Source organism: Janthinobacterium sp. GW823-FHT01H08 (assembly GCF_058797855.1).
In genome coordinates this window covers 3,116,865-3,135,089 of the sequence record NZ_CM179504.1, presented here as the reverse complement: position 1 = coordinate 3,135,089, position 18,225 = coordinate 3,116,865, and the positions used below count along the sequence as shown (strand labels likewise).

General features: G+C 67.3%; 14 protein-coding genes. 9 read left to right on the top strand and 5 right to left on the bottom strand.

All coding sequences use genetic code 11. The annotated features are described in order from the left end of the window. Positions 1–58 precede the first annotated feature (58 nt). The 9 genes from AC3RCG_RS13950 (at position 59) to AC3RCG_RS13910 (ending at position 12,320) form a co-directional block, all read left to right on the top strand. Complete coding sequence (locus AC3RCG_RS13950; protein ID WP_492401607.1) at positions 59–1,738, top strand: methyl-accepting chemotaxis protein; 1,680 nt, start codon at positions 59–61, stop codon at positions 1,736–1,738. Between the two features lie 53 nt (positions 1,739–1,791). Next, positions 1,792–2,421: a hypothetical protein gene (locus AC3RCG_RS13945; protein WP_492401609.1), complete on the top strand. Its 630-nt coding sequence runs from the start codon at positions 1,792–1,794 to the stop codon at positions 2,419–2,421. Then, positions 2,418–3,332, top strand: a complete 915-nt coding sequence (locus AC3RCG_RS13940) for an HDOD domain-containing protein (RefSeq protein WP_492401610.1) — start codon at positions 2,418–2,420, stop codon at positions 3,330–3,332. The genes AC3RCG_RS13945 and AC3RCG_RS13940 overlap by 4 nt, the downstream gene beginning before the upstream one ends. A 74-nt stretch (positions 3,333–3,406) precedes the next feature. Next, positions 3,407–4,033, top strand: a complete 627-nt coding sequence (locus tag AC3RCG_RS13935) for a response regulator (RefSeq protein ID WP_070288176.1) — start codon at positions 3,407–3,409, stop codon at positions 4,031–4,033. 45 nt (positions 4,034–4,078) lie between these two features. Beyond that, positions 4,079–4,441: an Hpt domain-containing protein gene (locus tag AC3RCG_RS13930; RefSeq protein ID WP_070223602.1), complete on the top strand. Its 363-nt coding sequence runs from the start codon at positions 4,079–4,081 to the stop codon at positions 4,439–4,441. Next, positions 4,438–6,687 (top strand): hybrid sensor histidine kinase/response regulator, encoded by a 2,250-nt coding sequence (locus AC3RCG_RS13925; RefSeq protein WP_492401612.1) that lies wholly within the window; start codon positions 4,438–4,440, stop codon positions 6,685–6,687. The genes AC3RCG_RS13930 and AC3RCG_RS13925 overlap by 4 nt, the downstream gene beginning before the upstream one ends. Positions 6,688–6,977: 290 nt before the next feature. After that, on the top strand, positions 6,978–8,675 hold the full coding sequence (locus AC3RCG_RS13920; protein WP_492401613.1) for a sensor histidine kinase: 1,698 nt from the start codon (positions 6,978–6,980) through the stop codon (positions 8,673–8,675). A gap of 48 nt (positions 8,676–8,723) precedes the next feature. After that, positions 8,724–12,161 carry a response regulator gene (locus AC3RCG_RS13915; RefSeq protein WP_492401614.1) on the top strand — a complete coding sequence of 1,146 codons (3,438 nt, stop codon included), beginning with the start codon at positions 8,724–8,726 and terminating at the stop codon, positions 12,159–12,161. 33 nt (positions 12,162–12,194) lie between these two features. Further along, positions 12,195–12,320: a hypothetical protein gene (locus AC3RCG_RS13910; protein ID WP_257218121.1), complete on the top strand. Its 126-nt coding sequence runs from the start codon at positions 12,195–12,197 to the stop codon at positions 12,318–12,320. Positions 12,321–12,327: 7 nt separating this feature from the next. Here AC3RCG_RS13910 and AC3RCG_RS13905 read toward each other — a convergent pair whose 3' ends face one another. The 5 genes from AC3RCG_RS13905 to AC3RCG_RS13885 all read right to left on the bottom strand — a co-directional run bounded on the left by AC3RCG_RS13905 (position 12,328) and on the right by AC3RCG_RS13885 (position 18,219). Further along, a complete protein-coding gene (locus tag AC3RCG_RS13905; RefSeq protein ID WP_492401615.1) occupies positions 12,328–13,539 on the bottom strand; it encodes an NnrS family protein in 1,212 nt (403 codons plus the stop codon). Between the two features lie 133 nt (positions 13,540–13,672). Continuing rightward, positions 13,673–14,335 (bottom strand): response regulator, encoded by a 663-nt coding sequence (locus tag AC3RCG_RS13900; protein WP_034781594.1) that lies wholly within the window; start codon positions 14,333–14,335, stop codon positions 13,673–13,675. Positions 14,336–14,359: 24 nt separating this feature from the next. Beyond that, positions 14,360–16,261, bottom strand: a complete 1,902-nt coding sequence (locus tag AC3RCG_RS13895; RefSeq protein ID WP_230506041.1) for a type IV pili methyl-accepting chemotaxis transducer N-terminal domain-containing protein — start codon at positions 16,259–16,261, stop codon at positions 14,360–14,362. Positions 16,262–16,383: 122 nt separating this feature from the next. After that, positions 16,384–17,370, bottom strand: coding sequence for a GTP 3',8-cyclase MoaA (gene moaA, locus AC3RCG_RS13890; RefSeq protein WP_070313637.1), 987 nt, complete (start codon positions 17,368–17,370; stop codon positions 16,384–16,386). 102 nt (positions 17,371–17,472) lie between these two features. Beyond that, complete coding sequence (locus AC3RCG_RS13885) at positions 17,473–18,219, bottom strand: peptidylprolyl isomerase (RefSeq protein WP_492401616.1); 747 nt, start codon at positions 18,217–18,219, stop codon at positions 17,473–17,475. Positions 18,220–18,225: the final 6 nt, after the last annotated feature.

The window sequence follows — 18,225 nt, the reverse complement described above, 5'->3', positions numbered from 1 at the left end:
AAAAACACTGAAACCAACCACTTTTCTTGCATTTCACTTCACTGGAGCGGCGCCCATCATGACCATCGCTAAACGGCTGTACGCATTGATTCTTTCCGTCGTCCTCGGACTGGCCGCCCTGGCGGGTTTTGGCATCTACCAGATGGACCGCGTGTACACGGCGGCCAGCTATGCCACCGTCAACACGGTGCCCAGCCTGCTGACCTTGAACCAGGCTTTCGTGCCGTTCGCACAGATGCGCACGGCCGTCTGGCAGCACATGGCCAGCAAGGATGCGGCCGGGCGCGACAAGCTCGAAGCGGGCATCAGGGAAGCGCGCGCGGCGGTGGGCAAGGCGCTCGACCAGTATGAAAAAGACGATGTCACCGACGAGCAGGACCGCGCGCTGCTGGCCGCCGACCGTGCCGTGCTGGCGCGCTACGACACGGTGCGCGACAAGGTGCTGGCGCTGTCGAAGGCGGGCGAAGTGGACGCGGCACGCGACTTGCTGATGGAAAACCAGCCCATCATCAAGGAACTGGTCGACGCCCTCGCCGCCCACCACCGCTACAACGAAAACGTGTCCGCCAAGGGCGCGGCCGATGGCGCCGCCGCCGCCGCCAACGCGCGCTGGATTTCCATCGGCCTGGCCCTGGCCGTGACGGCGCTGGTGGCCGGCATGGGTCTGCTGCTGGCGCGGCGCATCGCCGCTTCGCTGGCCGGCGCCATCGACGTGGCCCGCACCATCGCGGGCGGCGACCTCAGCGTGCAAGTGAACACCGCGTCAAACGACGAGGTGGGCCAGCTGATGAAGGCCATGGCGGACATGAGCGCGAGCCTGGTACGCATCGTGGCCGAAGTGCGTTCCGGCACGGACAGCATCAGCACGGCATCGGGCCAGATCGCGGCCGGCAACCTGGACCTGTCGGCGCGCACGGAGCAGCAGGCCGGCTCGCTGGAAGAAACCGCCTCGGCCATGGAAGAACTGACGGCCACCGTGCGGCAAAACGCGGACAACGCCCGCCAGGCCAAGCAAATGGCCGTCAGCGCCTCGGACAAGGCGCAGCGGGGCGGAGCAGTCATGGACGACGTGATACGCACCATGGAAGCGATCGACAGCTCGTCCAACAAGATCGCCGACATCATCAGCGTCATCGACGGCATCGCCTTCCAGACCAATATCCTGGCCCTGAATGCGGCCGTGGAAGCGGCACGCGCCGGGGAACAGGGGCGCGGCTTTGCCGTCGTGGCCACGGAAGTGCGCAACCTGGCGCACCGTTCGGCGGCCGCCGCCAAGGAAATCAAGGTACTGATCGGCGACTCCGTGGAACAGGTCGAACAAGGCGGCAAGCTGGTGCAGCAGGCCGGCGCCGCCATGACGGAAGTGGTCGACACGGTACGCGGCGTGACCGACATCGTCAGCGAAATCTCGGCCGCCAGCGCGGAACAAAGCACGGGCATCGAGGAAATCAACCGCGCCGTCACGCAGATGGATGAAGTCACGCAGCAGAATGCGGCCCTGGTCGAGGAAGCGGCGGCGGCATCGCAGTCGCTGCAGGAGCAGGCGGCCAGGCTGGCTGGCGTGGTGGGCGCCTTCAAGCTGGCGCCTGCCCAGGCCGGCGCGGCGCCGCAAGCACACGCCGCGCGGCGGCCCGCACAGCACAAGGCGGCGCTCAAACTGGTCGCCACGCGCCCCGCAGGCCAGGCCAGAGCCGCGGCACCGGCCACCGCCGATGCGGGCGACTGGGACGTCTTTTAGGTCCGCCATCCCGCAGCATCACTTGCCTAGATAGCATTCATTGGAGCACAGTCATGAACACCCTCTTCGCCATCCCCCCCTTCCTTCGCTGCGAAGACCTGTCGCTGATGCGCACGGCGCTGGCCCTGGCCGGCCTGGTGTTGCTGCTGGCCGCCCTGCTCTGGCGCCGTACCCGCGGGCGCCAGGCCGGCTGCACGGCACCGGCCGATCTGCATGCACTGTTGCAGATGCGCAAAATGGTCCCGCCGGCCAAGGTGGCGGACAGCACACCGCCACCACCAGCGTCCAGGGCGCCGGACACGCCGCCGTTCGACGCGGCCCGCCTGGACGCCATGTTCGGCTACGACCGGCGCCTGCAGGGCGAGATTCTGGCCCTGTTCGTGGCCGAGACGCGCGACCGCCTGGCCGGCATCGCCCATGCGCTGCGCTGCGAACGGACCGCGCCGGCGCGCGTGCTGGCGCAGGAAATCCTCGACGGCAGCCAGTCCATGGGCCTGCTCCCGCTGCAGGCGCTGGCACGCCAGGCCGTGCACGCGGGCTTTTCCAACGATATCGGCGCGCTGCGCCGCCTGCATGCGGAACTGCTGATGGCGCTCGACGCGCTGTCGCAGGCCGTCACGGTCCTGCAGACGGCGGGCGCGGCACAAGCCGATGACCGCAGCGGCGTCGGGAGCCGGCCATGAGCGCGCATATCGACCTGGCGCACCTGCCCGGCGGCGCCATCCTGCCTTCGCCCGCCGGGCGTTGCCACTGGCTGGCAAACTTGTGCGAGCAGCAGGTATCGCTCGATGAACTGGCGGAACAACTGGGCTGCGATCCCGCCCTGACGGGCAAGGTCATCGGCCTGGCGAATGCGGGCGTACCGCCGGGCGGGCGCACGCATGCGGCGGTCAGCGCGGCGATGCTGGCCGCCATCGGCCTGCCCTCCCTGCGCCAGGCGTTCGCCGCACCGGCCCTGCCGGCGGCCACGTGCGCGCACTTCGACGCGCAGCGCTACTGGTCGCACGCGCTGGCCATGGCGTGCGCCGCCCGCGTGGCCGGCGACGCGCTGCAGCTGGCGCCGGCCGATGAGCTGTACAGCTGCGGCTTGCTGGCCAACTGCGGCCAGCTGGCCCTGGCCACCTGGCATCCGCAGGAATATGGAGAACTGCTGGGCCAGTACGGCAATGGCGCCAGGGCCCGGCTGCTGTGCGCAGAGTCGCAGCGCTTCGGCCGCCACCAGCTGGCGTTGTCGGCCATGCTCATGCGGGGCTGGGGCATGCCGGACATCCTGTGCGATGCCGTGCGCTGCCATGCCGCGCCGCCCGGCTTCGGGCAGGCCGGGCACATGACGGACCTGGCCTGGCTGCTGAAGCTGGCCAGCGGCTTCGCCGACCTGATATTGCGCAACGGCGCGGGGCCGCGCGGGCCGGTCCTGGCCGCCGCGCGGGTACTGGGCCTGGACAGAAACGACATGGAAACCCTGCTGCGCCACAGCAGCGCCGAGTGCAGCGAGCGGCGCGATCTCCTGGAACCGCAGACGCATATTGCCCCCTGCCGCACGCGCACGCGAGTCCGGCCCGCCGCACGCGAGGTTTTTAGTGAATTCATATAATTCGTTGAAATTGATTTTTTGAGCCCGATTGCGTATCATTCCCTTCAACTACATCCGCGACCATAAAGCCCATCATGCACACTGCAGACGTTTGCACTACCCAAAAGGCCGCAGAAATCCTCGGCATCTCGGTCACCTCGGTGCAACAACTGGTCGAGGCCGGCGTGATCGAAGCCTGGAAGACCAAGGGCGGCCACCGGCGCATTCCCCTCGCGGCCGTCGAGGCCTACAAGGGCAATCCCGGCCAGCCGGGCCAGGACCAGCGCGCGGCACGGGCCAACCGCCCCGTCCCATCGGGCCGTCCGCCGTCCATCCTCGTGATCGAGGACAATCCCATCGAACGCGCGCTGTATGAAAAACAGATCGGTTCATGGGGCTTGCAGGCGGACTTGCGCTTTTGCGAGAACGGCTACCAGGCGCTGATGGAAATCGCCCGCGACCAGCCCGACATCCTGCTGGCCGACATCGTCATGGAAGGCATCGACGGCTACGAAGTGATTCGTACCATCCTGGCCGACCCGCTGCTGGCGGACATGCACATCGCCATGCTGTCGAGCCTGACGCAGGAAGAGCTGGAAGAACGGGGCGGCGTGCCACCCGGCGTGGTGTTCTTTGCCAAGCCCGTCAATTACGACGAACTGCGCGGCTATCTGCGCGCCTGCTGCGCCGGCCATGCGCGGCGCAACAGCCTGGCCGCCTAGCGCGTCACCTTCCCGCCACCGCTTTCCCCTCGCCACGGAGCCGCCATGCCAGCCTATCGCCACATCGATCCTGCCGTGCTGTTCCACGCCACCGGCCACGACCTGGAGATGTTCCGCGCCCTGTCGCAGACCTACCTCGACACGTCGCCGGCCATGTTTGCGCGCGTCGAGCAGGCCGTGCGCGGCGGTGCGGCGCAAGCCATCGTGCATAGCTGCCATACCTTGCGCGGCACCGTGGCCCTGCTGGGGGCCAGCGCCCTGGTGGCGCGCCTGGCGGCACTCGAGCAGCTGGTGCGCCATCAAGGTGCGGCGGCAGCGGACTGGCTGACCGAAACGGCGGCGCTGCTCGGCGCGGTGGAGCAGGAGGTTCGCCGCAGCATGCTTGAATACACGGGCGCGCAGGAATGAACGCGCGCCAGGCCGTCCTGCGCCTGGTGCACCGCTACCGGCCGCGCACCATGACGACCGTCGTGGGCCTGGTGCTGGTGGGCCTGCTGGCGCTGCGCATCGCCGTCTCCGGCGTGCTGCTGCACCGCGAAGCCGTCGATGACTGGAAACAGGACCTGTCGAACCTGTCGCTGCTGCTGGCGGAAAACACGGCGCAGAGCATGACGGCGGCCCGGTTGGTGCTCGACAGCGTCAGCAACGAGATCGAGGCCGCCGCCCCCGCGGACGCGCAGGCGCTGGCCGCCGCCGTCGGTACCCAGGCCATGCACCAGACGCTGCGGCACAAGATCGGCGGCGTGCCGCAAGTGGACGTCGTATCGATCGTCGGCAGCGACGCCAGCGTGCTGGCCTTCAGCCGCGCCTTTCCCGCGCCGTCCATCCGCCTCGGCGAGCGCGATTACTTCGAGTATCACCGGCGCCACCCGAACGGCGGCATGCACGTCAGCGCGCCCGTGCAAAACAAGGGCAATGGCGCCTGGACCTTCTATATCAGCCGGCGCATCAGCGGACCGGACGGCCGCTTCCTGGGCGTGGTGCTGGTCGGCCTGTCATGCGACTTCTTCAGCAAATTCTTCCAGAGCACCAGCATCGGCGAACACACGGCCTTTTCCCTGTACCGCAGCGACTACACGCTGCTGGCCCGCTGGCCGGCCGTGCCCGAGATGATGGGCAAGCGCAACCTGACGGGCAGCACCTACCGCCTGCTGGAACAGGGCAAGAGCGATGGCGTGCTGCAGGTGGACACGCCGCGCGCGGCTGACCAAGGACGCACGGTCGACCGCCTGGCCGGCATCCGGCTGGTGCGCGACTATCCGCTGGCCGTCAACGTGACCGTCACGGACGCGGTGTATCTGGCGGCCTGGCGGCGCATGCTGCGCACCATGGGCGGGGCGGCCGTGGTCAGCCTGCTCGTGCTGGCCGGGGCCATCGCGCTGATCCTGGCCCTGCTGCGGCGCCAGGAGCGCGACGCGGCCATGGCGCTGGCGCTGCAAACGCGCGCGGAAGCGGCGAATGCCGCCAAGTCGCGCTTCCTGGCCGTCATGAGCCACGAGATCCGCACGCCGATGGCGGGCATCGCCGGCATGGCCGAACTGCTGCAGGACACCGCGCTCGATGCGTCGCAGCGGCAGCATGCGCAGCGCATCGGCGATGGCGTGCAGCACCTGATGCGCATCCTGAACGATATCCTCGACCTGTCCAAGGTCGAGGCAGGCCAGATGGGCATCGAGCTGCGCGACTTCAACCCGCGCCTGCTGCTCGACGACGTGCTGGCGCTGCACCGCCCGCAGGCCGATAGCAAACAGCTGTTCCTGGTCAACGAAATCGGCAACAGCGTGCCGCCGCTGATCTGCTCGGACCGCACGCGCCTCGCGCAAATCCTCGGCAACCTGCTCAGCAATGCCATCAAGTTCACGCCCTCCGGCACGGTGACCGTGCGCCTGCACCTGGAACCGGCCACGCCGGACGGCGCCAGCGCCTGCCTCGTCGCCATGGTCAGCGACCACGGCATCGGCATGACGGGGCAGCAGCTGAGCCGCATCTTCGAGCCGTTTTGCCAGGCCGACGACAGCATCAGCGGCGCCTATGGCGGCACGGGGCTGGGCCTGACCATCTGCAAGCACCTGGTGGCACTGCTGGGCGGCGAGATTTTCTGCAGCAGCGCGCCCGGCGCCGGTTCCCGCTTCACCGTGCGCATCCCCTGCATGCCGGCCCAGGCGCCGGAGCCGGAGCCGGAACCAGCGCTAGTGCCGCCATCGGAACCGGCCGCCCCGCCCGCCACAGCCTCGGAAGGGGGCGCGCGCATCCTGCTGGTCGAAGACACGGCGCTGAACCGCCAGCTGGTGTGCCTGCAGCTGGGCGCGCGCGGCTACCGCATCGACACGGCGGAAAACGGCGAGCTTGGCTTGCAGGCGCTGGCCGAGCAGCAGTACGACCTGGTCCTGATGGACTGCATGATGCCCGTCATGGACGGCTACCAGGCGTGCCGGGCCCTGCGCGCCCGCGAAGCGGCCAGCGGCGCGCCGCGCCTGCCCGTCATCGCCCTCACGGCCGGCGTCACCGAGGACGACCGTCAGCGCTGCATGGCGGCCGGCATGGACGATTATCTGTCCAAGCCGTTTACGGCCGCCCAGCTGCGCGAAATGGTCGACCGCTGGCTGACGCGCCAGGCGGCGATACGCGAAGTAACCCCCAATAAATTATTGTAATTTCTGACTTCCATAACCGGCGCTGTGCTGTGTTGCCCGCAGCTAGCAGTGCTCGCACTGCGTCACTGCAGGCGCCTTGCACAGCATCCGGTTCTGTTCGTCATAAATTCACAATAATTTCCCGAGGATTACTTAGCCGCCCGGGCCGCGCACAATACAACACTTTCCCCGCAAAAAAATCATTTTAATCGTTAAAATCAATTATATTCGCTATAATTGATAAAACGACGCACCAGCGACGCCGGGCATCCTCGCACAACGGCACAACTGGCAGACCTTGCGGAGGCGGCATGCGGCAGCACAGATACTGGAAGGCCATGGCCTGGGAGCGTTGGGAGCGTTGGGATACGCGTACCCTGCTGTCGCTCTTCATGGCCGTGCTGCTGGCGGGCTTGTGGGGCATCACCATGCTGCAACTGCGGCACGCCTACGACGCCGCCGTCGCCGGCGCCGGGCGCGATGCGCGCAGCATGGCGCGCGTCTTTGACGAACACGCAATCCGCACGATCGAGGCGGCGGATCAGGCGGTCACGTATTTGCGCAGCCGCTACCAGGCGCTGGGCAGCCGCCTCGACATCGTGGCCGATCTGCGGCAAGGCCTCAATCCCGGCCCCCTGTACAACCTGTTTACCATCGTCGACGAACAGGGCGACATGGTGCTGTCGAGCCGCCCTTTCCAGCCCACCAACCTGGCCGACCGAGAGCACATCCGGGTACACATGCAGCGCGACAGCGGCGAACTGTATATCAGCAAGCCGGTGCTGGGCCGCGTGTCAAAAAAATGGTCGATCCAGATGACGCGCCGCATCAACCATGCCGATGGCCGCTTCAAGGGCGTGGTGGTGGTCTCGATGGACCCGTATTACTTTACCCGCCTGTACGACGAAGTCGACCTGGGCGACAACAGCTCCACCGAACTGGTCGGCAACGACGGCGTGGTGCGCGCGCGCCGGGTCGGCGCCGTCGACACCATCGGCCAGGATATCGGCGGCAGCAAGGTGTTTTCTCTGATGCAAGGTAAAACGCGGGGCGGCTTCACCGAACGCAGTCCCGTCGACGGTGTCCTGCGCTTTTACGCGTTCGAAAAACTGGCCGGCTACCCGCTGTACATGCTGGTCGGGCTGGACCGCGACACGGTATTGGCCGACTACGTCTCGCGCCGCGACCAGGCCTTGCTGATGGCGGCCATCACAAGCGCCCTGATCGTGCTGTCGTGGGCCGCGCTGGTGCTGCTGATCGGCCGCCTGGTCGACAGCCGCGCCAGGGCCATCGCCGCCAGCGAGGCCAAGTCGCGCTTCCTGTCGAACATGTCGCATGAATTGCGCACGCCCCTGAACGGCATCCTCGGCTTTTCCGAGCTGCTGCTGGAGCAGCTGCGCCAGCCGGAACAGGCCGCCTACGCGCAAACGATACAGGACAGCGGCCGCCAGTTGCTGGCCATGGTCGAGGCGGCGATGGAATTGAGCGCGCTCGAACAAGACCAGGTAAGGCTGCAGTCCAGCGCCGCGCCATTGGACCAGTTGCTGGAACTGGCGCTGGCGCCGCACCGGCCGCGCGCGGCCCGCAAGGGCTTGCAGCTGGCCGCGCACGTGGCGCCCGCCACGCCGCCCTGCATCGATTGCGACCGCGTGCGCCTCGTGCGCGTGCTCGATATCCTGCTCGATAACGCCATCCGCTACACGGCTGCGGGCAGGGTCGACGTGCACGTCATGCACAGCGGCGCGGACCTGCAGATCGAAGTGCGCGATACGGGCATCGGCATCGCGCAGGCGCAGCAGGGCGTCATCTTCGACAAATTCTCGCAGGCGGACGACTCGCCGAGCCGCGCCCATGACGGCGCAGGCATGGGCCTGGCCATCGCGCGCCAGCTCGTCGTGCTGATGGGCGGCAGCATCGGCGTGGCATCCGCGCCGGGCCAGGGCGCCGTCTTCCGCCTGCACCTGCCCCTGTCCCTTGGGGGCAAATTGGCCACACTATCACATGCATAGTTGTGCGCAAAAGTTGTTCTCAATCCATATCGGGTATAGCATCGCCACATGACCTATCACACAGATGCGGCGGCGGTGCGCAGACAATGGATCGAATGGCTGTTCTTGCTCCTCGGGCTGCTCATCGTCGCTGCCGCCCTCGCCTATGCGCATCTGGCCGAGGCGGCGCGCCACGACGCGGCCGAACGCGAGCGCCTGAGCGTGCTGACGGCGCTGCTGGCAAAAAATATCGAAGTCGACCTGGAGGCAACCAACCTGGTGCTGGGCGGCGTGATCCGCGACTATCTGGCCGCCGGCACGGCACCGGACGCCGGGCAAGCGCTGCCCCGGCGCCTGGCCGCGCTGGTCGACGCCATGCCTGGCGTGCGCACCATGCTGGTCATCGATGCGCAAGGCAAGCCGGTCGCCACCAACATCGCGGAACTGGCGGACCAGGATTTTTCGCGCCGCGGCTACTTCCAGACGGCGCGCGACGCCCCCGATGCGCGCATGCTGTACATCTCGGCGCCCTTCCATACCTTCAAGGGCGACCTGGTCATCACGGCGTCGCGCATGGTGCAGGACAAGCAAGGCCGCTTTGCCGGCGTGGTGGTGGCCACCTTCGCCCCCGAATACTTCACGGCCAAGTTCCGCACCGCCATGTACGCGCCCGACGTCTGGGCCGTGGTGCTGCATGGCGACGGCCGGCAGTTCCTGAATTACCCGGCCAGGACTGCCAATGGCGCCAATATGGACGTCCCCGGCAGCTTCCTGCGGCGCTTTCGCGACAGCGGCTATCAGGCGGGCGTCCTGAGCGGCGTCGACATTGCCGGCGCCCCCGCCGCCCCCCGCGTCATGGCCATGGCGACCATCGCCCCGCCGGCCCTGCACATGGACCGCGCCCTCATCATCGGCCTGAGCCGCGAAGAAGCGGCCATCGCCGCCCCGCTGCAACGCCAGGCGCTCGGCTACGTCCTTTCCTTTGCCGTGCTGGCGCTGGCCGCGGCCAGCCTGCTGTTCTGGAGCCAGCGGCGGCGGCGGCAGCAGGCCGCCTGGCATGCGGAGCAGGAAACGGAGCGCCAGGCCATGCAAGCCGTGTCCGACAGCGAAACGCGCTTTCGCACCCTGATCGAAGACGCGCCCGTGGCCATCGCCATCCTGCGCCACGGCCGCTTCATCTACTCGAATCCCCGCTACCGCAGGCTGCACGGCTACACGGCGGATGACAATCTGAACGGCCTGCCCTGGTCCGCCATGATTTCCGCGCCATCGCTGGCGGCGCTGGCCGCCAATGAAGCGCTGATCGAGGCGGATTCGCCCAGCGAACAGGTGTTCGAGGCCGTGGGCCTGGGCAAGCAGGGCCTGCCCGTGCCCATGTACAAGACCACCACGCGCGTGGTGCTCAAGGATGGACCGGCGACCCTGATCTTTGCCCAGGATATTTCCACGCAAAAGCAGGCCGAAGAGGCCATGCTGCTGGCGCGCGACGCGGCCGAATCGGCCAACCGCAGCAAGGCAGAATTCCTCGCCAACATGAGCCATGAAATCCGCTCGCCGCTCAACGCCATCCTCGGCATGGCCTGGCTGCTGGAACGCGACGGCCTCGATGGCGAAGCGCTGCTCATGGCGCGCAAGATCCGCGCCGCCGGCCAGTCCCTGCTGGGCATCATCAACGACGTGCTCGACGTATCGAAAATCGAGGCGGGCCACATGACCATCGAACGGGCGCCGTTCCGCCTGGCCGACGTGATCGAAAAGATCGCCGCCAGCATGGGTGTGGCCGCGCATGACAAGCCGATCGAAGTGCGCATCGGGCCGCTGCCCGATGGCGTCGAGCAGGTGATGGGCGACGCGCTGCGGCTGGAACAGGTGCTGGTCAACCTGACCAGCAACGCCATCAAGTTCACCGCGCAAGGCGCGGTCGAGCTGACGAGCGCGCTGGAGAGCCGCGACGGCGACGCCGCGGTGCTGTGTTTCAGCGTGCGCGACACGGGCATCGGCATCGCGCCCGAGGTGCAGGAGGCGATCTTTTCCGCCTTCGCCCAGGCCGACAGCTCCACCACGCGCCGCTTCGGCGGCACGGGACTGGGCCTGACCATCTGCCGCCAGCTGGTGCGCCTGATGGGCGGCGCCATGCGCCTGACAAGCGTCATGGGCCAGGGCAGCACATTCAGTTTCACGGTGCCGCTAGAGCTGATGCCCGCCAGCGCCCCGTCCTCGCCCGACATGCAGGGCTTGCGCGTCTTGCTGGCCGACGGCAAGGCCGACTCGCGCGCCGGCGTGGCCGCCGTCGCGCAGGGCCTGGGCTGGCGCGTGCATGCCGTCTCCGGCGGCCAGGCGGCGCTCGAGCATGCGCTCGCCTGCGCCGAGGACGCGCGGCCCGGCGTCATCGTGCTGGCCGCGCGCATGCCGGACATGGACGGGGAAGCCACGGCGCGCGCCCTGCGCGAGCACCTGCCGCCGCAGGATTGCCCCATCGTGATCCTGGCGGCCAGCGGCGCACCGGCGACAGCGCCCGCGCGCCGCCATACGGACCCGGCCAATCCGGCCGATGCCATCCTCAACGAACCGGTGACGGCTTCCAGCCTGTACAACGCGACGATGGAAGCGCGCCAGCGGCGTGCTGAAGCGGCCGGCCTGGACACGGGCCACGCAGCGCTGGGCGCACGCGTGCTGGCCGGCGTGCGCGTGCTGGTGGTCGACGACAGCGACATCAACCGCGACGTGGTCAACCATATCCTGTGCGACCAGGGCGCCCTGCCCTCGTTCGCCTGCGATGGCCAGCAGGCGCTGGACTGGCTGCTGGCCCACCCGTCCGACGTCGACATCGTGCTGATGGATGTGCAGATGCCCGTCATGGATGGCTTGCAGGCGACGCGCGCGCTGCGCCAGCTGCCGCAGTTCCAGGACTTGCCCGTGGTGGCCCTGACGGCTGGGGCGTTCCGGACACAGCGCACGGCGGCGCTGGAAGCGGGCGTGAACCATTTCATCAGCAAACCGTTCGACGTACCGCAGACCATCGCCCTGATCGCGAGCGCGCACCGGCGCCATGCGCAAGGGCTGCCGGCTCTGCCGCCGGCAGCGACCGAAGCGGCGACGCCCTTGCGGGCAGGCGGCGCGGCGCCCGTGATCGACCTGGCGCAAGGGATGGCGCAGTGGCTCGACGAAGCGCCCTACCGCCAGCATCTGTCGCACTTCGGCAACACTTACCGCAACACGGTGGGCGCCATGCGCGCGCTGCTGGCGGCCAACGCACGCGGCGACGCCGCCGCGCTGGCGCACAAGCTGGCCGGCGTGGCAGGCAGCCTGGCCCTGCCCGCCACCCTGCAAGCCGCCCAGCAAGCCGAACAGCTGCTGCACGCGGGCGGCGATGCGTCGGCCGCGCTCGATGCCCTGGAACAGGCGCTGGCGCACGCCATCGATGCCGTCGCCGCATTCACGGCACAGACGCCGGCACCCGGTCATGCGGCCATGCCAGAAACGCAACATGGCAGCGCATGCCAATGATAGACTTGCCAATATGAAATTTTAGGAGACACCATGATCTGGTGCAGGGATTTGCTGTTGAGAGCCTTCATGCTGGGCATGCTGCTATTCGTCGTGGGCGAATCGCTGTCCTACTGGACGCCGGAAATCAAGAAACTGCTGGCCTGGCGCCCGTTCTGACGCCAGGCTAGCCTTCGCGGCCATCCACCCTGGCACGCCACAAATAAGGCGCATACACGCACGCATACAGGCCAAAGGCCAGCGACCAGCACGCGCCGGCCGCCAGCAGCAGCGGCATGGACAGCGAGGCGGGACCGACGGCAGCCAGCAGGCGCGCCAGCGCGCCAAGCTGGATCAGCCAGTACATCGCCGCTTCCGCCCTGCCGCCCTTGAGCGCACGTCCCGTGTGGCCCAGGGTGGTGCGCGTCATCATGCCGATGATCAGGCCCGCCATCGATCCCACCGTCAGCGCGTGCAAGGCGGCGCTGGCCGGCAGCAGACCCAGGCTGGCGGCCGCCAGCAGCGCAAAGCCGATGCCGATCCACGCATACGACAGGTGCAAAATCCACAGCAGCGGCACGCGCACCGTGCGCTGCGGCTGCCAGGCCAGCAGATTGGCCAGCGATACGCCTGCCGCGCACAAGGCCAGCGGCGCCGTCAGCCAGGCGGGCGCACCGGCCAGCCACGCGATCGCGGCCGCCGCCATGCAGGCCACGGCGACCAGCGCGCGTTTCGGGCTGGCCACCGGCGTGCTGCCAGGTGCGCCATTGCGGGTAAACATGGGAATGACGCGCGCGCCGATCACCGATTCGATCAGCACGATGATGAAGATGGCCGCCTGCACGGGCACAAACAGCGACAGCGGCAGCCAGCCCAGCACGGCCGCGTGGAACAGGGCATTGGCCAGCGCCAGCAAGGCCAGCAGACCGACGAGGAACAGATTGCGCGTATTGCCCGAGCGGCGCAGCACCTGGTACAGGGGCCAGGCGGCCAGCGGCAGGAACAGCCAGTCGACCAGCGCCGGCAGCAGGCCGGGACCGCACAGCATGGCCACGCGTCCCGCCAGCCACAGCCCCGCCAGCGCCATCAGCTGCGCACCGTGCGGCGTGGGCAAGCCCGTCCAGTTGCGCCCCGCCGTATAGAGGAAACCGACGACGACGGCCAGCGCGAAGCCGAACACCATTTCATGCATGTGCCATCCCAGGCCCGCCTGCAGACCGCCCGGCAGCAGGCCCGCATAGCTGGCCAGCCACAGGGGAATGGCGATGGCCGCAAACACGGCCGCCAGCAGGTAGAACGGGCGGAAGCCCAGTTGCCAGACGGCGTGGCCGGCATGCCAGGGAGCGGCGCCTGCTGTCGTGGAAGGTGGAGAAGGTTCGCTGATCGGGGTGATGGCCATGATGGAGTCGCCTTTAAAGATATATTCAATATACTACTTTAAAAGCGCAGATGCCGCCATCGGCATAAAGGACTAGAGAGATAGCGAGAAGTCACCACGGGGTCTGCCCCGGCGGGTCAGACCCCAACTCGGGCTACTTGCCCTGGCGGTGCTCGACCGCGTACACGGCCGCCTGCACGCGGCTCGTGAGGTTGAGTTTTTTCAGCACGTTCTGCACGTGGATCTTGACCGTGCTTTCGGCCAGGTCGAGGGTGCGGGCGATGCCCTTGTTGCTCTCGCCGCGCGACAGGCAGTCGATGATTTCCTTTTCGCGCGGCGTGAGCTTGTCGAGTTCCGACACGGGTTCCTCGCGCCGCGTGCCCGCCTGCAGCTGCGCCACCAGCTTGCCCGTCATCGCTTCGGCGATGACGACTTCGCCGGCCGCCGCGCGGCGAATGGCGCGCACCAGGTAGTCGGCGTCGATATTCTTGATCAAATAGCCGCAGGCGCCCGCGCGCAGGGCCGTGGCCAGGTCTTCGGCGTCTTCCGACACGGTCAGCATGACGATGGCCGTATCGGGGCAGTCGTGCTGCATCAGCTGCAGCGCTTCCACGCCGGACATGCCGGCCATGTTCAGGTCCAGCAGCACCACGTCGGGCTGCAGCTGGATGGCGCGCTTGATGCCTTCCACGCCATCGGCCGCCTCGCCGACGACGGAAAAGTCCGTATGGCGCTGCAGCAGCGAGCGTATGCCGCTGCGGAACAGCGCGTGGTCGTCCACCAGCATGACGGTGATCGGTTTATCGGGAGTCTCCATTTTTTTATACTTTCTGATAGTGGCTTAGGCGGCGCGGCGCTGCTCGCGCGACAAATGCAGTTCGACGGTCGTGCCGCCGCCGGGGCAGGCATGCACGTCGAACGTGGCGTCGATGCGCTGCGCGCGCTCGCGCATGATATGGATGCCGACATGGCTGTCGCCCTTTTCCAGCACGGCAGCAGCGTCGAAGCCGACGCCGTTGTCGCTGATCGTCAGCGTAAAATCCTGGTGATCGGCGAGGCGCACCTCGACGTGGCTGGCCTGCGCGTGCTTGCGGATGTTCGACAGCGCTTCCTGCACGATGAATAATAACTGCAATTGCTGCTCGCGGGGGAATGGCGCGCCGTCGACGTCGGCCAGCAGCTCGGCGTCGATGCCCGTCTGGCGGCGGAATTTGTCGAGCGCCGCGCGCAGGGAGCCGATCAGGTCATCCTCCATCAGGCGGCTGCGGAAATTGGCCAGCAGTTCGCGCACGTCCTCGTAGCTTTCCTTCACGCCCGCGTGCAGGGCCGGCACGATGCCCGCCACCTCGTCGAAACGCGCATTGCGCACGGAGTCGTCGAGCATCTGCACCTGCAGGTTGAGGAAGTTGAGGCTTTGCGCGATGCTGTCGTGCAGGCCCTGCGCCACCAGGTTGCGCTCTTCGGAAATGGCCATCTCGCGTTCGCGCGCGGCCAGGCGCAGGTTTTCCAGCGCGATGCCCAGCAGCTGGCCCAGGGTTTCCAGCAAGGCCAGCTCGCGCGCGGAAAACACGCGCGCATGGCGGAAATGCAGGTTGAAAAAGCCCAGGTGCTGTTCGTGCGCGTGGATATGGAAAACCGAGACGGTGGCAAAGCCCTCGCGGTGGCAGCGCAGCTCGTGCGCCTTGTCGATGCGCCGCATGTCGTGCACCTTCGCCACCTTCATCTCGACGGCCGTGCCGCACAGGCAGTCGCCCACCTTCAGGCAATGCTCGGACGCCACCAGTTCTTCGGACAGGCCCGTATGCACCACCATGTGCAGGTTGCCCCGCTCGGCGTCGAGCACGCGCACGGTGGAGCCGTCGGCCTCGAAATAATCGACGATGCGCTGCATGAAACCGCCGCAGATGTCTTCCAGCGGCTGCGGGCGCTGCAAAAAGGCCGCGCTTTCATACAGCAGCGCCAGTTCGCGGTTGCGGTATTCGAGCGTGGCCGTCTTGCTGCGCACGCCCTCTTCCAGGTTGCCGTACAGCGCCTGCAGGCGGTCGGCCATCTGGTTGAAGCCGCTGGCCAGCTGGCCAAATTCGTCATTGCTCTCGACGGCCAGGCGCACGCTGAAGTCGCGCTCCTTCATGCGCTGCATGCCCAGGCGCAGCCGCGTCACCGGTTCGATGATGAGCATGAACATCAGGTAAATCATGCTGACCGTGCCGATGACGGCCATGCCGACGAGGATCAGCTGCGAGGCGCGCAGCCAGAAGGTGCGCTGTTCGCTATCGTGCTCGATCAGGCGCACCAGCTGGTCCACCTGTCCCACGAAAGTGTCGGCATCATGCTCGAACTGGCGCGCGCGCACAATGGAATCGGCGGCCAGGGCGGCCGGACGCAATGCACTGCGCCAGGCGACGCCGATGCGTTCGAATTCGGACTTGATGGCCGTGCTGGGGGGCAGGAACAGGGGACGCTGCGGGTCGCCGTGGCCGATCTTGGCCAGGGTCTCGTCGATCAGCAGCACTTGCTGGCGCGCCTGCTCGCGGGCGTCGCTGGCAAGCAGCAGGGTCAGGCGGTAGGTCTGCATGCGCAGCCGGCCCGTCTCGTTGATGGCGGCCGAACTGCCTTCGAGCTGCCACGACAAAAACAGGGTGCAGCCTATGGCGCTCAAGGCCAGCACCAGCATGAGCAGCAGCGCGCCGACGATCTTGGTCGACAGCTTCTGCCAGGAGGAAAACATCGCCTTGAATTTCATACTACCCCTAATGAATGCCTGTTTGTGGCCCCTATGCAGTCAAGTCAGCGACATCACTCCACCCACAGGCAAAGATCCGGGGTCAGACCCGGCGGGTCTGACCCCAGCAGTGACACCTCCACTCAGCCGCCCGTCTGCGCCATGAACCTGATAATTTTATCGGGCTGCGTATTGAAATCATGCTGCTGCGGCTTCAGTTCGATGGCGGCGCGGATCGCTGCCTCGATCTGCGCATCCGTGGCCCCGCCGCGCAGCATGGGGCCAAACGCGAATTTCTCTTCCTGTCCCAGGCACAGGTACAGGGTACCATCGACGGACAGGCGCACCCGGTTGCAGGTGGCGCAAAAATGCTGCGACATGGGCGTAATGAAGCCGATGCTCGAGCGTCCGTCGGGGGTCGCCATGTAGCGCGCCGGCCCTCCCCCCAGTTCCATCGCCTGCGGCACCAGGCCGAAGCGGGCCGCCAGGCGTTCGCGCACGGGACCCAGCGGCATGTAGCTGGCATTGCGGCCCGTGCTGCCCATCGGCATGGCTTCGATCAGGCGCAGGATGAACTGCTGCTCGATGCAGAAGGCCGCCATGGCCTCGATCTGGCCGTCATTGACGCCGCGCATGGCCACCATATTGATCTTGATCGGGTCGAAACCGGCCGCCTTGCCCGCCATCAGGCCGTCCAGAATGGGCTGAAGGCTGTCGCGCCCCGTGATCTGCTGCATGCAGGCGCGGTCGAGCGAATCGAGGCTGACGTTGATGCGGTCCACGCCGGCCGCGCGCAAGGCCACGGCATGCTTGCCCAGTTGGGTGGCGTTGGTCGACAGCGACAGGTCGTCCAGACCGGGCAGCGCGGACAGCCTTTGCGCCAGCTGCGGCAGGTTACGCCGCAACAGGGGTTCGCCGCCCGTCAGCCGCACGCGGCGCGTTCCGAGGCGCACGAAAATGCCCAGCAGGCGCTCGATTTCGTCAAACGTCAGCCAGTCCTTCGGCTCCTCGAAGCCGCGAAATCCCTTGGGCATGCAATAACCGCAGCGCAAATCGCAGCGGTCGGTGACGGACAGCCGCACATAATCGATCGAACGGCCAAAACGGTCCTGCAACTTGACGCTACCCATGACGCTACTCCTGATTCTTCCGTGATTGTAAAGGCTGGGGCACGATCTGGCTGTGCCCCAGAAGGCCTAGCGGCCTACGCCTTTTTAGCTACGCATTTCTACTTACTGAACCAGCGGGCTGGCAGTGCCTTCGAGCTCGATACCGGCAATGTCGGCCCGCCCCACGAGCAGGTGCAGGTACTGGTGCACGGCGCGCTGCCACGCCGCCCGCGCCAGGCGGTCGGCGATCTGCGCCTGCACCGCTTCGTACGGGATGGCCTGGCCTTCGACCCGGCGCAGCACCTGCACGATGTGGTAGCCGAAGCGCGTTTCCAGCAAATGGCCGGCCAGCGCGCCTGCCTCCAGGCGGAACACAAGGGCGTCGAATTCCGGCACGCTCTGGCCCGGCGACAGCTGGCCCAGGCTACCGCCCAAGGCGCCGGACGGACAGTTCGAATACTGCGCCGCCAGTTCGGCGAAGCGCTCGGGCGCCAGTTTCAGGGCATCGAGCACGGCTTGCGCCGTCGTGCGCAGCAGCTCCAAAGGCGCCTCCGGCGTCACCTGAAACAGGATGTGGCGGGCCTCGACCAACGCGCCGCTGCGAAACAGCTGCGGGCGCTGCGCATAAAAGGTGCGGCAAGCCGCATCGTCGGCGGGCGGCACGCGTACTTCCTGCGCGAACAGCGCCTCGACGCGGTCATCAATACTGCCGCCCTGCACGCCGAGGCGTTCGGCCTCGTCCAGCAGCAGCCGGCGCAGCACCAGTTCATGCACGGCCTGTTTCAGCGGATTGCCGGCACCGTCGTGATGCGGCAGTTCCTGCGCGATGTCGGCATCGTCGATATCGATGCCATTGACGGAGATTCCCATGATATG

Coding starts and splice junctions, on each gene's coding strand:
- AC3RCG_RS13950 (WP_492401607.1), top strand. CDS start 59: ATGACCATCGCTAAACGGCTGTACGCATTGATTCTTTCCGTCGTCCTC.
- AC3RCG_RS13945 (WP_492401609.1), top strand. CDS start 1,792: ATGAACACCCTCTTCGCCATCCCCCCCTTCCTTCGCTGCGAAGACCTG.
- AC3RCG_RS13940 (WP_492401610.1), top strand. CDS start 2,418: ATGAGCGCGCATATCGACCTGGCGCACCTGCCCGGCGGCGCCATCCTG.
- AC3RCG_RS13935 (WP_070288176.1), top strand. CDS start 3,407: ATGCACACTGCAGACGTTTGCACTACCCAAAAGGCCGCAGAAATCCTC.
- AC3RCG_RS13930 (WP_070223602.1), top strand. CDS start 4,079: ATGCCAGCCTATCGCCACATCGATCCTGCCGTGCTGTTCCACGCCACC.
- AC3RCG_RS13925 (WP_492401612.1), top strand. CDS start 4,438: ATGAACGCGCGCCAGGCCGTCCTGCGCCTGGTGCACCGCTACCGGCCG.
- AC3RCG_RS13920 (WP_492401613.1), top strand. CDS start 6,978: ATGCGGCAGCACAGATACTGGAAGGCCATGGCCTGGGAGCGTTGGGAG.
- AC3RCG_RS13915 (WP_492401614.1), top strand. CDS start 8,724: ATGACCTATCACACAGATGCGGCGGCGGTGCGCAGACAATGGATCGAA.
- AC3RCG_RS13910 (WP_257218121.1), top strand. CDS start 12,195: ATGATCTGGTGCAGGGATTTGCTGTTGAGAGCCTTCATGCTGGGCATG.
- AC3RCG_RS13905 (WP_492401615.1), bottom strand. CDS start 13,539: ATGGCCATCACCCCGATCAGCGAACCTTCTCCACCTTCCACGACAGCA.
- AC3RCG_RS13900 (WP_034781594.1), bottom strand. CDS start 14,335: ATGGAGACTCCCGATAAACCGATCACCGTCATGCTGGTGGACGACCAC.
- AC3RCG_RS13895 (WP_230506041.1), bottom strand. CDS start 16,261: ATGAAATTCAAGGCGATGTTTTCCTCCTGGCAGAAGCTGTCGACCAAG.
- moaA (WP_070313637.1), bottom strand. CDS start 17,370: ATGGGTAGCGTCAAGTTGCAGGACCGTTTTGGCCGTTCGATCGATTAT.
- AC3RCG_RS13885 (WP_492401616.1), bottom strand. CDS start 18,219: ATGGGAATCTCCGTCAATGGCATCGATATCGACGATGCCGACATCGCG.